The organism is Mesorhizobium sp. M2A.F.Ca.ET.043.05.1.1 (assembly GCF_003952445.1).
GTDB lineage: Bacteria > Pseudomonadota > Alphaproteobacteria > Rhizobiales > Rhizobiaceae > Mesorhizobium.
The window spans coordinates 3,334,700-3,348,261 of record NZ_CP034446.1 but is presented as its reverse complement, the minus strand read 5'-3'; the positions used below and the strand labels follow the sequence as shown (position 1 = coordinate 3,348,261).

11 protein-coding genes are annotated in these 13,562 nt (G+C 65.0%); 6 read left to right on the top strand and 5 right to left on the bottom strand.

Annotated features, from left to right (window positions below; translation table 11 throughout):
* Window positions 1-97 precede the first annotated feature (97 nt).
* Window positions 98-844: a hypothetical protein gene (locus EJ069_RS16480; RefSeq protein WP_126062198.1), complete on the top strand. Its 747-nt coding sequence runs from the start codon at window positions 98-100 to the stop codon at window positions 842-844.
* A 34-nt stretch (window positions 845-878) separates the two neighbouring features.
* Here the strand turns inward: EJ069_RS16480 and EJ069_RS16475 are convergent, their stop codons facing one another.
* Window positions 879-2,441 carry a winged helix-turn-helix domain-containing tetratricopeptide repeat protein gene (locus EJ069_RS16475; protein WP_126062197.1) on the bottom strand — a complete coding sequence of 521 codons (1,563 nt, stop codon included), beginning with the start codon at window positions 2,439-2,441 and terminating at the stop codon, window positions 879-881.
* Between the two features lie 109 nt (window positions 2,442-2,550).
* Here EJ069_RS16475 and EJ069_RS16470 point away from each other — a divergent pair, with 109 nt between their 5' ends.
* Window positions 2,551-3,009 carry a cupin domain-containing protein gene (locus EJ069_RS16470; RefSeq protein ID WP_126062196.1) on the top strand — a complete coding sequence of 153 codons (459 nt, stop codon included), beginning with the start codon at window positions 2,551-2,553 and terminating at the stop codon, window positions 3,007-3,009.
* Window positions 3,010-3,025: 16 nt separating this feature from the next.
* Here EJ069_RS16470 and EJ069_RS16465 read toward each other — a convergent pair whose 3' ends face one another.
* A complete protein-coding gene (locus EJ069_RS16465; protein ID WP_126062195.1) occupies window positions 3,026-3,715 on the bottom strand; it encodes an HAD family phosphatase in 690 nt (229 codons plus the stop codon).
* A gap of 171 nt (window positions 3,716-3,886) precedes the next feature.
* Here EJ069_RS16465 and EJ069_RS16460 point away from each other — a divergent pair, with 171 nt between their 5' ends.
* A complete protein-coding gene (locus EJ069_RS16460; protein ID WP_126062194.1) occupies window positions 3,887-5,020 on the top strand; it encodes a site-specific DNA-methyltransferase in 1,134 nt (377 codons plus the stop codon).
* A 55-nt stretch (window positions 5,021-5,075) separates the two neighbouring features.
* Here the strand turns inward: EJ069_RS16460 and EJ069_RS16455 are convergent, their stop codons facing one another.
* Complete coding sequence (locus EJ069_RS16455) at window positions 5,076-5,687, bottom strand: HAD family phosphatase (RefSeq protein ID WP_126062193.1); 612 nt, start codon at window positions 5,685-5,687, stop codon at window positions 5,076-5,078.
* Window positions 5,684-6,808, bottom strand: coding sequence for an A/G-specific adenine glycosylase (gene mutY / locus EJ069_RS16450; protein ID WP_126062192.1), 1,125 nt, complete (start codon window positions 6,806-6,808; stop codon window positions 5,684-5,686). Before mutY ends, EJ069_RS16455 begins: the two co-directional genes overlap by 4 nt.
* 32 nt (window positions 6,809-6,840) lie before the next feature.
* Here mutY and EJ069_RS16445 point away from each other — a divergent pair, with 32 nt between their 5' ends.
* From EJ069_RS16445 to smc, 3 genes are all read left to right on the top strand, one after another.
* A complete protein-coding gene (locus tag EJ069_RS16445; protein ID WP_126062191.1) occupies window positions 6,841-7,350 on the top strand; it encodes a DUF721 domain-containing protein in 510 nt (169 codons plus the stop codon).
* A gap of 154 nt (window positions 7,351-7,504) precedes the next feature.
* Window positions 7,505-8,251, top strand: a complete 747-nt coding sequence (locus EJ069_RS16440; RefSeq protein ID WP_042641803.1) for a DsbA family protein — start codon at window positions 7,505-7,507, stop codon at window positions 8,249-8,251.
* Between the two features lie 63 nt (window positions 8,252-8,314).
* Window positions 8,315-11,776 (top strand): chromosome segregation protein SMC, encoded by a 3,462-nt coding sequence (gene smc / locus EJ069_RS16435; protein WP_126062190.1) that lies wholly within the window; start codon window positions 8,315-8,317, stop codon window positions 11,774-11,776.
* Window positions 11,777-11,804: 28 nt separating this feature from the next.
* On the opposite strand, the gene EJ069_RS16430 is transcribed toward smc, so the two are convergent.
* Window positions 11,805-13,517, bottom strand: a complete 1,713-nt coding sequence (locus tag EJ069_RS16430; RefSeq protein ID WP_126062189.1) for an HAD family hydrolase — start codon at window positions 13,515-13,517, stop codon at window positions 11,805-11,807.
* Between the last annotated feature and the right edge of the window lie 45 nt (window positions 13,518-13,562).

The window sequence follows — 13,562 nt, the reverse complement described above, 5'->3', positions numbered from 1 at the left end:
TCCACGGCAATTGGTTAATTTTCCGAGCCGGCTCAGTCGCATTTTTGCCGCGCCGTTGCTATACGTCACCGGCTTTGTGAGAGGGAAGTGCAGTTTCATGGCGTTTTTTTCGGTCAACCGTCGCTTTGTCGCGGGTCTGGCGCTCACCGGCTTTATGCTTGCCGCCGCCGGCTGCCAATCGAGCGACAATGGCATATTGAACCTCGGCATCGGCAAGAAACCCGATCCGACAGCTCCGATACCGCCGCAGGACCCCAAGATCCTCGCCAGCCAGCTGCAGGCCTATTGCCCGAAAGTGACGCTGCGCGACGGGACAGCCTTCTTCAACACCTATGCCAAGGGCGCGACGGCGAAACCGAAGAAAAAGAAGGCTGACGCCGCGGACGCTGAAGCCGAGGCGGCGGCCGCCGCTGCGGCCCAGACCGGACCCAACGGCCAGCCGGTCGATCCCGCTCACGATCCGGCCAAGATCATCTACCAGGCCTCGATCTCGGACATGACGCGCGATTGCACCCATGCCAACGGCCAGCTGTCTATGAAGATCGCGGTCGCGGGCAAGGTCGTGCCGGGTCCGATGTTCGCGCCCGGAACCGTCACGATGCCGATCCGCATCGCCGTCCAGCACGGCGACGAGGTGCTTTATTCGCAGCTCCACCAGTACCAGGTGCAGGTCACCGATCCTTCGGCCGCAACCCAGTTCGTCTTCACCGATACCAATGTCGTGGTGCCGGAGCCTTCCGCAAAGGACTACCAGGCCTATGCGGGCTTTGACGAGAACGCGCCGGCCGCCCCAGCGGACAAGTCGAAAGGCAAGCGGAAGAAACGCGCACCGGCGACGAATTAATGTCTGCGCTCATCGATGCCCCGATTATAGCCGGCTACTCTGGCAATCCGGCTGCCCGTAGCGCGCTGCCAAGAGCCTCCGCGAGCGCCGGCGCGCAATTGACTCCGGCAAACTGGCGGCTGTAGCGAAAGGCCGGCTGGAGCTCGATCACGCGAGCGGCGGCTGCCTTCGCTTCGTCCAACCGGCCAAGCCTGGCCAGCGCGGCCGCCAATTGCACATAGGTGATGCTGTGTGCCGGATTGGCTTGGACGGACTTGTAGGCAGCACGGCAAGCCTCTTCGAAACGGCCGCGCAACAAATGGCTCATCGCCTGTGCGTCAAAAGCGGCCCAGGCCCACGAATCGAAGGGGCTCAGCCGCAAGCCCTGCTTGCTCCATTCTATCGCTCGCTCCGCTTCACCGCTCCAGCCGAGAATGACGCTGCCAAGGATGTAGCTCAGCGCCGATGACGGGCTGATGGCGAGGGCGGCTTCCAATGCCGCGAACGCTGCAGCGCGATCATGCGCATCCATTCCGATCGAAAAGCCAGCCCATGTCAGGGCGAGAGCATCGTCCTGTCCGTGGACGATGGCCGACCGCGCGTGGCTGATCGAAGATGCGCGGTTAATCTCCTGCAGGCCGGCGCGAAGGAACAGACAGTGATGGCACATCGCGGCGTTGCCATGCGCCAGCGCATAGGTTGGCTCGAGTGTGATCGCGCGCTCGAGAAGTGCCAGCGCTCTGGTCACTTGCTCCGGCATGCCTGAATCGACATCAGGCTGGGCCTGCAGCACGAGATCGTAGGCATCGAGGCTATCGGGGCGTTTGCGCCTGACACGTTCGATCTCGGCCTTCCGCACGCTTGGCGCAATCGCGCCCACTGCCGCCAGCGCGATCTCGTCTTGGAGCGCGAAGATGTCGTCGGAGCTGCGGTCATAGCGCTCGGCCCAGACATGGGCGCCGGTCGAGGCATCGATCATCTGCGCCGTAACCCGCACGCTACGGCCGGCCTTGCGCACACTGCCTTCGAGCACATAGCGAACGCCTAGCTCGCGGCCGATCTGCTTCACGTCGACGGCGCGACCCTTGTAGGAAAAGGTCGAGTTTCGCGCGATGACGAACAGCCATTTGATCCGTGCCAGGCCCGTGATGATGTCGTCCACCATCCCATCGGCAAAATACTCCTGTTGGGGGTCGCCGCTCAAATTCGAGAACGGTAGGACCGCGACGGACGGCTTCTCAGGCAAGCTCGGTCCCGACGTGGCGCCGGTGGCGACCGAGGTGTCGGGACCGTTGGTGGCTACGGCGGGTCCGACATAGCGATAGCCACGGCGCGGCAATGTTTCGATCCAGTTCGCGACATTCGCCGCGTCGGCCAATGTGCGGCGCAAGGCAGCGATCTGAACCGTCAGATTGTTATCGGCAACCGCCGATCCGCCCCAGCCGGCGTCGATCAGCGCGTCCTTGGAGACGGGTTGGCCAGCATTCTGGATCAGCAGTCGCAGCAGCGCGACGGCGCGCTGCCCGAGCATGGTCGGTTCGTTGCCGTAAAAGAGGATGCCCACCTCCGGATCGAGGCGGAACAGGCCGAATTGGTAGAGATCGCCCCTGACGGTCATTTTGTTATTTTAGCAAATTTTTGGGAACGGATTCACGACTTTCCGGCGCGATCGGTCGATGTTGCGCGAAAGCTTGCGAGAAAGAAGCTCTTTATCAGAGGAGGACAATATGAGCGATGCCGTCATCCGCATGCCCGACGAGAAGAAGGGCGTCATGTTGCGTGGTCACCCGATGGCTTTCCTCGTCACCGACGAAAATACCAGGCATACGAGCATGTTCGACTGGACGATCCCGCCGGAGTTCGCCACCGGGCGGCATGTTCACCGGGTGCAGGAGGAGACCTTCTATCTGCTCGAAGGCGAGTGTGAATGGCATGTCGGCGACAGGACGATCCATGCAACGCCGGGAACCTTCCTGTTCATCCCGCCGGGGGTGCCGCACAACATCACTAATGTCAGCGAGAAGCCTGCGCGCGTGCTGATGACCGTCTCTCCGCCCGGCCACGAGCATTATTTCGAAGAACTGGCCGATCTGGCGGCGCATGGGGCGCCGGATCCGAAGGCGCTCGCCGACCTCCGGAACCGCTATGATACAGACCAACTCTCCACTCTGACCACGCGCGCGTAAGCAGTTCCTCGGGCTTCTAGGCGTCTTCCGACCACTCCGAGAGCGCGGCGAGCGTGCTGTTGAGCTCCGCCCAGCGCCGGATGACCGTTTCGGCGCCGGCCTCGGTCAGCGCGTCGGCGTGGCCCGGATAGCTGTGCCCGGCGCCGGTGAAGCCGATCACCCGCATGCCGGCCGCCCTGGCGCCGGCGATACCGTGCACGGAATCCTCGATGACGAAAGTGTTCTTCGGGTTGGCGCCGAGCTTCTCCGCGGCGTAGAGGAACACATCCGGCGCCGGCTTGGTCTTCTTGCTGGGAATGTCCAGCCCCGAAAAGATGCGGCCGGCGAAGAACGGCAGCAGCCGCACCTTCTCCAGCATGAATTCGACCCGCTCGGTGCGCGAATTGGAACAGACGGCGCGCGGTGCGGTGACGGCCGCAACCGCCTCGCGGGCGCCGTCGATGATGCGCACGTCGCTGCGCAGCTTGCGGTCAACCAATTCCTCGGCGCGGTCGATCAGGGACGCCTGGAACGGAATGTGCGACTTCTCCTCGAGCCGCAGCATGATGTCCTTGAAGGTCAGCCCGGCATAGGTCTCGGAAATCTCCTCCGCCGAGATCTCGAATCCGGCCGATGTCAGAAGCTCGGCCTCGACGCGCGCGGCGATGATTTCGGAATCGACGAGCACGCCGTCGCAATCAAAAATGACAAGATCTGGCTGGGGCATGGCAATCCGGGTCGTTGGGGAGAGGCCTGACTGGCTCAAGCGGCGCGGCATACACCAATGGGCGGGCTGGCGCAAACTTCGGCGGCCACGCGGCGGGCCTTCACCGAATGTTTACGCTGATCGGTAACCATAACAGCCAGTAAACCGTAACGCGTTTGTTTGGGTGTTTTGATGTCTGCCGTGCGTCTTCTCGACGAGCTTTCCCACGCCCCTCTTAAATCCGAATGGCTGGACACGATCCTCAAGGGCGATTGTGTCGCCGCCCTCGACCGCCTGCCGGAAAAGTCGGTCGACATCATCTTCGCCGATCCGCCCTATAATCTGCAGCTCGACGGCGATCTGCACAGGCCCGACCAGTCCAAGGTCGACGCCGTGGACGATGACTGGGACCAGTTCGAGAGTTTTGAAGCCTATGACGCCTTCACCCGCGCCTGGCTGCTCGCGGCGCGCCGCGTGCTGAAGCCCAGCGGCACCATCTGGGTCATCGGTTCCTACCACAACATTTTTCGCGTCGGCGCCCGCATGCAGGATCTCGGCTTCTGGATCCTCAACGACATCGTCTGGCGCAAGACCAACCCGATGCCGAATTTCCGCGGGCGCCGCTTCCAGAACGCGCATGAGACGATGATCTGGGCCTCGCGCGACCAGAAAGCCAAGGGCTACACCTTCAACTACGAAGCGCTGAAGGCGTCGAACGACGATCTGCAGATGCGCTCCGACTGGCTGTTCCCGATCTGCACCGGCGGCGAGCGCCTGAAGGACGAGAACGGCAACAAGCTGCATCCGACGCAGAAGCCGGAAGCGCTGCTTGCCCGCATCATGATGGCCTCGACCAAGCCGGGCGACGTCGTGCTCGATCCCTTCTTCGGCTCCGGCACCACCGGCGCCGTCGCCAAGCGCCTCGGCCGCCATTTCGTCGGCATCGAGCGCGAGCAGGCCTATATCGATGCCGCCAATGAGCGCATCGCCGCGGTGCGCCCGCTGGAAAACGCCGATTTGACAGTGCTTTCGGGCAAGCGCGCCGAACCGCGCGTCGCCTTCATCAGCCTGATCGACAACGGCCTTGTCGCGCCGGGCGCCACGCTCTACGACGCCAAGAAGCGCTGGGCGGCGAAAGTGCGCGCCGACGGCACGTTGGCGATAGGCGACAGCGCCGGCTCGATCCACAAGATAGGCGCCGAGGTGCAGGGGCTGGATGCCTGCAACGGCTGGACCTTCTGGCATTATGAACGCAGCGGCGGCCTGACCCCGATCGACGAACTGCGCCGCATTGCCCGGCTCGGCATGGAGCGGGCAGGGGCCTGAGCCGCCGGTCCGCTCTTGAATCGACGCTTCAACGGATCGCCGCAAGCGATTCAGTTCAGGCCGTAATCCCCAGCCGTTCAAGGTCCGCTTTAAGCGTCGGGGCGTCGGTGAACAGCACCGCCTGCCAGCCGGCGGCCTTGGCGCCGTCGACATTCTTCTGACTGTCGTCGATGAACAGCGACGCCGAGGGATCGAGTTCGAACGACGCGACGTGATGGTCGTAGATCGCGCGGTCAGGCTTGATCAGGCCGATGTCGCCGGAGACGGTGACTCCCCGCGGCTTCTCCAGGAATGGAAAACGGGCGCGGGCCTCGCGAAACGTGTCCGAGGCCCAGTTGGTGAGCAGCGTCACGTCGTGGCCGTCGTCGATCAGGCCTTCGAGCAGGGCGACGCTGTCTTCATAGGCGTGCGGCGCCATCTCGTGCCAGTAGCGGCGGAAATTGCGGATGTTCTCGGCATGGCCGGGATGCTCGGCGATCAGCAGCGCCTCGGCTTCTTCCCAGGTCCGGCCGCGATCCTGCTCGAGATTCCATGCGCTGGTGCAGACATTATCGAAGAACCATTTCCGCTCCCCGGCGTCGGGGATCAGGCGGCTGAACGGGATGTCCGGATCGTAATGGACCAGCACCTTGCCGATGTCGAAGACGATATGGCGGATTTCGGTCATTGCATGCCTTTCGGTCTCTTGGTCGCGCCCGGTATCGCCGCTTCGATTGCCTTTTTCATGACAGTCGGCAGCGCTTCCCCGGAAATCTCATGGGCCAGCGACCAGAAATGTCCGGACGGCGCATCGTCGTTAATGCGGGCGTGGAAGATTTCGAGCTCGAGCGCGAAATGGGTGAAGACATGGCCGATCTGCCCGGCGCGCCGCCAATCGGCCGGAAAGGGCGCGGCGTCGGCTGTCGTGGCGCCGTCGATCCGCGCCGTCCAGTCCGTGGTCGGCACCTCGGTCATGCCGCCGAGCAGGCCCTTCTCAGGCCGCTTGCGCATCAGGATGGCGCCGTCGGCGCGCTCGGCGACGAAGGCAGCACCCCTGCGCAGCGGCTTGTCGTCCTTCGGCAGGCGGATCGGAAAACGCTCGGGATCGCCGCTGAGAATGGCGCTGCAATCCTCGCGGATCGGGCAGAGCATGCAGCGCGGCCGCTTTGGCGTGCAGATCGTCGCGCCGAGATCCATCATTGCCTGGGCGAAATCGCCGGGCCTGGCCTGTGGCACCAGCTTTTCGACCAGCGCGCGGATTTGCGGCTTCGCTTCGCTGAGCGGCGTATCGATCGAATAGAGCCGGGTCATCACCCGCTCGACATTGCCGTCGACGACCGCCGCCGGCCGGTCGAAGGCGATCGCCGCGATCGCCGCCGCCGTATAGGCGCCGATCCCCGGTAGTTCGCGCAGCCCAGCCTCGGTGTCGGGAAAGCGGCCGCCCCGCAGCGCGACGAGGTCGGCGCAGGCCTTCAAATTGCGCGCCCTGGAATAATAGCCGAGCCCGGCCCACGCCTTCATCACGTCTTCGGCGGGGGCCGCCGCCAGCGCCTCGACCGTCGGCCATTTCCCGACGAAATTGCGGAAATAGGCCTTTACCGCCTCGACCGTGGTCTGCTGCAGCATCACCTCGGATAACCAGACCCGATAAGGATCGGCCCTCACGCCGCGCGCAAACGCAACCGGCGTGACGCGCCAGGGCAGGTCGCGATGATGCGCGTCGTACCAGGTAAGCAGGCGGGATGCGATGCCCGTGTCTTCGGACGCGGCCTGCTGTGATGCCTTGCGGGTCTGGTCGAGCGGTGCCATTGATCGGATGAACTGGGAACTGGAGAACGCACATGGCAGGGAAAAGGGCCTTCGGCAATCCCGTTCCGGTGAGCGATCTCGCTACCGAGATCCTCGATCCGATGCTGAAGAAGCGCGCCGGCATCTCGATCGGGCTGGTGCAGTCCTGGGAGGAGATCGCCGGGCCGCGGCTGGCCACTCATTCGCGCCCGGAAAAAATCCAGTGGCCGCGCCGGCTGCATGAGGACGACCCGTTCGAGCCGGCGACACTGATCGTCGCCTGCGAAGGCATGGCGGCGCTGCACCTGCAGCACGAGGCCGGTGAGGTCATCAACCGCGTCAACGCCTTCCTGGGCTTCAACGCCATCGGCCGCATCAAGATCCTGCAGAAACCGGTGCTTTCGCAAAAGGCGCGGCCGAAGCCTGCGCCGCGACCCTTGACCGAGGCCGAGAAGGCGAAGCTTTCGCATCTGGTAGGCAAGATCGAGGATGACGGCCTGCGCGCTTCGCTGGAGCGGCTCGGCGCCACAATTTTGGGTGAAAGGAAGCCCAAAGGGTCGTAAGAAGCGTCATGAATGCGTCACCAATCTCGCGCATTCGTGATGCTCATGATCAAGTTTCGCGATTGGATTGGGGATCGCGATGCCTTAATTCGCGCCAACTCTCGCCTTTTCTAGCCCTTGCATTGCAAAATCCAACCGATATCAGGTGATTCGCATGAACCGTGCCCCGTTTGGCAATAGCTTGTCCCGCAGAAACCTTCTGACAGCGCTGGCCGCTGTTCCTGCGGTGGCGCTGCTTGCCGCATGCAGCGACTCCGGCGAGGAGGCCAAGGCCGCCGACGTGAAGCCCGCCGACCCGTCGACGCCTGCCAAGCCTGCCGCCACTCCGGCCGCCGCCCAGGTGCCGGAGGCGCAGGGCACGGTCGACATGGCGGAACTGCTGAAGCCTGGCGCGCTGCCCGAAAAGCAGCTCGGCAAGGACGACGCCAAGGTCACCATCGTCGAATACGCCTCGATGACTTGCCCGCATTGCGCGCATTTCGCCATGACCACCTTCCCCGAGTTGAAGACCAAGTATATCGACACCGGCAAGGCGCGTTACATCCTGCGCGAATTCCCCTTCGATCCGAGCGCCGAAGCCGGCTTCATGCTGGCGCGCTGCTCCAAGGACAATTACTTCGCGATGGTCGACGTGCTGTTCAAGCAGCAGCCGAGCTGGGTCGGCGTCAACAACACCAAGGAAGCGCTGCTGCAGATTTCCAAGCTCGCCGGTTTTACACAGGAGTCCTTTGAGTCCTGCTTGACGGACCAGAAACTTCTGGACGATGTGAGAGCAGTCCAGAAACGCGGAGCGGACGAGTTCAAGGTCGACTCGACGCCGACCTTCTTCATCAACGGAAAGACCTACAAAGGGGCGATGTCGATTGAGGAAATGTCGGCCATCATCGACCCTCTGCTCTGACATCCAGGCCGCGCCGAAGCGGTCCGGCTTCGGCGCGCACGCCTGTAGTGTTGGGCGGCGCGAATGAAATTTTCGCGCCTTCGCCTTCTCGGTTTCAAATCCTTCGTCGAGCCTGGCGAGTTCGTCATCGAACGCGGGCTGACCGGCATTGTCGGGCCGAACGGCTGCGGCAAGTCGAACCTCGTCGAAGCCTTGCGCTGGGTGATGGGCGAAAGCTCCTACAAGAACATGCGCGCGTCCGGCATGGACGACGTGATCTTTTCCGGCTCCGGCGCGCGCCCGGCGCGCAACACCGCCGAAGTCACGCTTTTCCTCGACAACACTGACCGCACGGCGCCCGCCGCCTTCAACGATGCCGACGAATTGCAGGTGTCGCGCCGCATCGAGCGCGAGGCCGGCTCGCTCTACCGCATCAACGGCAAGGAAGCGCGCGCCAAGGACGTGCAGCTCCTGTTCGCCGACCAGTCGACCGGTGCCCGTTCGCCCTCCATGGTCGGCCAGGGCCGTATCGGCGAGCTGATCCAGGCGAAGCCGCAAGCCCGCCGCGCGTTGCTCGAAGAAGCGGCCGGCATTTCCGGCCTGCATACGCGCCGGCATGAGGCCGAACTGAGGCTGAAGGCCGCCGAGCAGAACCTCGAACGGCTCGACGATGTCGTCGGCGAGCTGGAAGGCCAGATCGAAAGCCTGAAGCGCCAGGCACGCCAGGCCTCGCGCTTCAAGAACCTGTCGGCCGATATCCGCAAGGCCGAAGCGACGCTGTTGCATCTGCGCTGGACGTTGGCCAAGACCCAGGAAGGCGAGGCGCGTTCCGCGCTTGCCGTCGCCACCACGCTGGTCGGCGACCGCGCCGCCGCCCAGATGGCAGCGGCCAGGGAGCAGGGCATCGCTGTCCACCGGCTGCCGGACCTGCGCGACGCTGAAGCCGCCGCGGCCGCCGCCTTCCAGCGCCTGTCGATCGCCAAGACGCAGATCGAGGAGGAGGCCGGCCGCATCCGCGCCCGCCAGACCGAGCTCGAACGCCGCCTGCAGCAGCTCGACGCCGACATCGCCCGCGAGGAGCGGATGGTGCGCGACAATGCCGACATCCTCGAGCGCCTGCGCACCGAGGAAGCCGAGCTCAATTCGGAAAACGCCGGCGCCGCCGAGCGCGAGGCAACCACGCTCGCTGCTTTCGAACAGGCCGGCGTGACTTTGTCGCAAAGCGAGGCAAGACTTGCCGCGCTGACCGCCGAGCGCGCCGAGGCCGCCGCCTCGCGCCACCAGATCGAGCGCAGCCTGCGCGAAACCGCCGAGCGCCGCGACCGCTTCGCCGGTCAGCTCGCCGAGGTCGACCGCGAGCTTTCCGATATCGTCGCGCGCATTTCCGGCCTGCCGGATCCCGCTGAAAAGCGGCTGCTGGTCGAGGATGCGCTGGCCCGGCTGGAAGAGAGCGAGGCCGGCGCCATCGCCGCCGAGCAGGCCGTCGCCGAGGCGCGAGCGGCCGAAAGCGCCGCAAGGCCGCCGCTGCAGGATGCCAGGGCGGAACTGGCACGCATTGAGACGGAAGCGCGCACGCTGGCGAAGATCCTCAACGCCACCAGCGGCGGCGATCTTTTCCCGTCGGTGCTGGAGCAGATCAGCGTCGAGCGCGGCTATGAGACAGCGCTTGGCGCGGCGCTCGGCGAGGACCTCGACGTCCCGCTCGACCGCAGCGCTCCGGTACATTGGGGCGAAAGCGCGGTGCAGCCGGGCGATGCCGTATTGCCCGAGGGTGTGAAGAGCCTGGCAAGCGTGGTGCATGCGCCGTCGCAGCTCGCCCGCCGCCTGGCGCAGATCGGCATCGTCGACGCCGCCGACGGCCGCCGGCTGCAAGCGCTTCTGGCTCCTGGCCAGCGGCTGGTCAGCCGCGATGGCGCGCTCTGGCGTTGGGATGGCCTCACCGCGAGCGCCGACGCGCCTACCGCCGCCGCGCTGCGGCTGGCGCAGAAGAACCGCCTGGCCGAGCTCGATGCCGAAGCCGTGCAGGCGACGCGCGTCGTGCGCGAGGCGGAGGAGGCGCTGGCGCGGGCAGAGCAGGCGATGCGCCAGGCAAGCGAGGCCGAGCGCAATGCCCGCCAGGCCGGCCGCGACGCCCAGCACGCGCTGGACGCGGCCCGCAACGCGCTGGCCGAGGCCGAGAAGGCCGGCGGCGAGCTGGTGAGCCGCCGCGCTGCCTTGGACGACGCCCGCGCTCGCATCGTCGAAAGCCATGAGGAGACGCAGGCCGCCTTCCTCGAAGCCGAGGAGATGCTGAAGGACGCGCCCGATCTCGGCGATCTTCAGCTGCAGCTCGAACAGGCTTCGGCCAATGTCTCGCGCGACCGCGCCACGCTTGCCGACGCGCGCGCCGTGCATGAGGGGCTTCGCCGCGAGGCCGAGGCGCGCATGCGCCGGCTCGACGCCATCGGCGCCGAGCGCAGGAACTGGGTGGAGCGCGCCGAAAATGCCTCGACGCAGATCGCCGCGCTTGGCGAGCGCAAGGCCGAGGCCGAAGCCGAGCGCGAGCGGCTGGCCGACGCGCCGGACGAGATCGATGCCAAGCGCCGCGCTTTGCTGACGCAGCTTTCAGAGGCGGAGGCGTTGCGCCAGACGGCGAGCGACCGCCTGCAGGAGGCGGAGAACAAGCAGGCCGAGCTCGACAAGGCGGCCACCGCGGCGATCCAGTCGCTCGCCGAGGCGCGTGAGACCCGCGTGCGCGCCGAGGAGCGGCTCACCGCGGCGGACGAGCGCCGCGCCGACGTCGAGGCGCGCATCCAGGAAGCGCTGAACACGCCGCCGCATCTGGTCATCAAGCATACCGGCCTCGAAGCCGACGATCCTATGCCCGACATGGCCGAGATCGAACGCCAGCTCGACCGGCTGAAGATCGAGCGCGAGCGGCTCGGCGCTGTCAATCTGCGTGCCGAGGAAGAGCAGCGGGAATTGTCGGAACGGCTGGAGACGATCGTTTCCGAGCGCGAGGACATCATCGAGGCGATCAGAAAACTGCGCCAGGCTATCCAGAGCCTCAACCGCGAGGGGCGCGAGCGGCTGCTGTCAGCCTTCGAGGTGGTCAACGGCCATTTCCAGCGGCTGTTTTCGCATCTGTTCGGCGGCGGCACGGCCGAGCTGCAGCTGATCGAGTCGGAAGATCCGCTGGAAGCTGGCCTTGAAATCCTCGCTCGCCCGCCCGGCAAGAAGCCGCAGACCATGACGCTGCTTTCCGGCGGCGAGCAGGCGCTGACGGCGATGTCGCTGATCTTCGCCGTCTTCCTCACCAATCCGGCGCCGATCTGCGTGCTCGACGAGGTCGACGCCCCGCTCGACGACCACAATGTCGAGCGCTTCTGCAACCTGATGGAGGAGATGGCGAAGACGACGGAGACGCGCTTCGTCATCATCACCCACAACCCGATCACCATGGCGCGCATGGACCGCCTCTTCGGCGTCACCATGGCCGAGCAGGGCGTCAGCCAACTGGTCTCGGTCGACCTGCAAGCGGCCGAAGCGATGCGCGAGGCGAGCTGAGCTCCGCCTTTCGCAGGTTCGACCAATCTTATTTTTCCGGAGCTGTCGCAGGCGCCGTGTAGCGCCTCCGCACGGCATCGATCACCAGCTTGCGGCTTTCGTCGGCCGACAGCGCTTTGTTCTTCTCCGCCTCCGCCGTTTCCCGGGCGAGGTCCTTGTCCCTGATCTGCTGGCGGAACCATTTGGAATAATCGCCGGCGCGCAAATGGTGTTCCCATGTCTTGTCGTCGATGCCTTCCGCCATCTGCGCGAAAATGATGAGGTTGTGGGCCCTGAGGTTCATCGCCTTCTTCGGTCCGGTGAAATAGAAGCTGCCTGCCTCGTCGAGCTCGCCCTCGGCATATTTGCGGCTGTGCCTCTTTAGCGACTGGGCCGGCTCAATGGCCTTGACCGTGAACGGCGTCTTGCTGTCATGCGGACGCCAGAAAAGCACGCGGTCGCCTTTGGGCGATGGAATGTCCTTCGGCGCCGGGAGTCCCGTTTCCTTGCAGAAGGTCTTGATCACGCCCTTCGCCTTGGGGCCAAGCGCGATCACCGCCGTTACCAGGCCGAGCGCGTCAGTGGAGATTGCTTCGGGGTGGACGGTGATCAGCACCGTGCCGGGCAACTCGATCGAAAGCACGGATCGTGTATCGCCGCGCCGCTTCGGTATCAAGTGATGCGCCTCGTCGATGATCAGCCAGTGCGGCCTTGCGGTGCGATAGCGGATATTGCCGAGGCCGGGCAGCAATTCGGCGAAGAAGTCGGGCCGCTCGTCCACCTTCAGCGCCAGGCCGTTGACCACGACATTGTTTTGCGGCTTCTCGATCAGTTCCAGCAATTGCTCCTTGTTCGGCGCGATCGAGGCGTTGCCGAGCGGCACCGCGCCCTTCAGCCCGTCATAGTCGCCCTCGGGGTCGAAAATGCAGAACTGCAAACCCTTCTCGACCAGCCGCTCGGTCAGCGCCGTGGCCAGGGTCGATTTGCCGATGCCCGAGCTGCCGGCGATCAGCACCGTTTCCGTCGGCGACAGATAAATGTCCTTGCCGCGTGAAGTTCCGACCAGCACGCCGCCCAAGCGCTTCTTGGCGATGAGGTGGTCGTGCTTGATCAGCTTGCGGATCAGTTCCTCGACGCCCTTGCCGCGCGCCTCCTTGGTGACGAGGTCGGCGGTTTCCTTGACGGCGGGCAGCGCGTTGGCCACCGCGACGCTGCAGCCCGAGGCCCTGAGGAAGGCGTGGTCGTTCTCGGCGTCGCCGACGGCCACGACATTGTGCCGCGACAGTTTCAGGTCTTCGAGCGCCGCCGCCAGCCCGGTCGCCTTGTTGACGCCCGAGGGCAGGATCATCACCGCGCCCTTGTTGAAGATGATCTCCAGCTCCAGCCCGAGCTTCTTGATGACGTCGAGCACGGTGGCCTGATGCGGTTCCCAGGTGGCGACGATCGATCGCCCTACCGAGAGCGGCTTCACGCCGCGCTTCTTGAGCTTTTCAATGAGATCCGCGGGGGGCGAGGGCGAGATCGTGCGTTCTTCCTCGCTGGCCGGCGTGTAGATGAGCGCGCCGTTTTCGGCCACGACCTTGTCGAACAGTGAAAGTTCGGGAAAGACTTCCTTCAGATCGGGCAGCTCCCGCCCGGTGACCAGGATGAGCTTTCGCCCGGATTTCTTCAGCTTCTCCAGCGCCGAGATCGTGCTCGCGGTGACCAGGCCATCATGCGCCAGCGTGCCGTCATAGTCGGTGGCCAATGCCATGAAATACATCGGTTGAGCCTCTCCATCGTCCGTTTTGCCGGTCGCCTGGAAAAC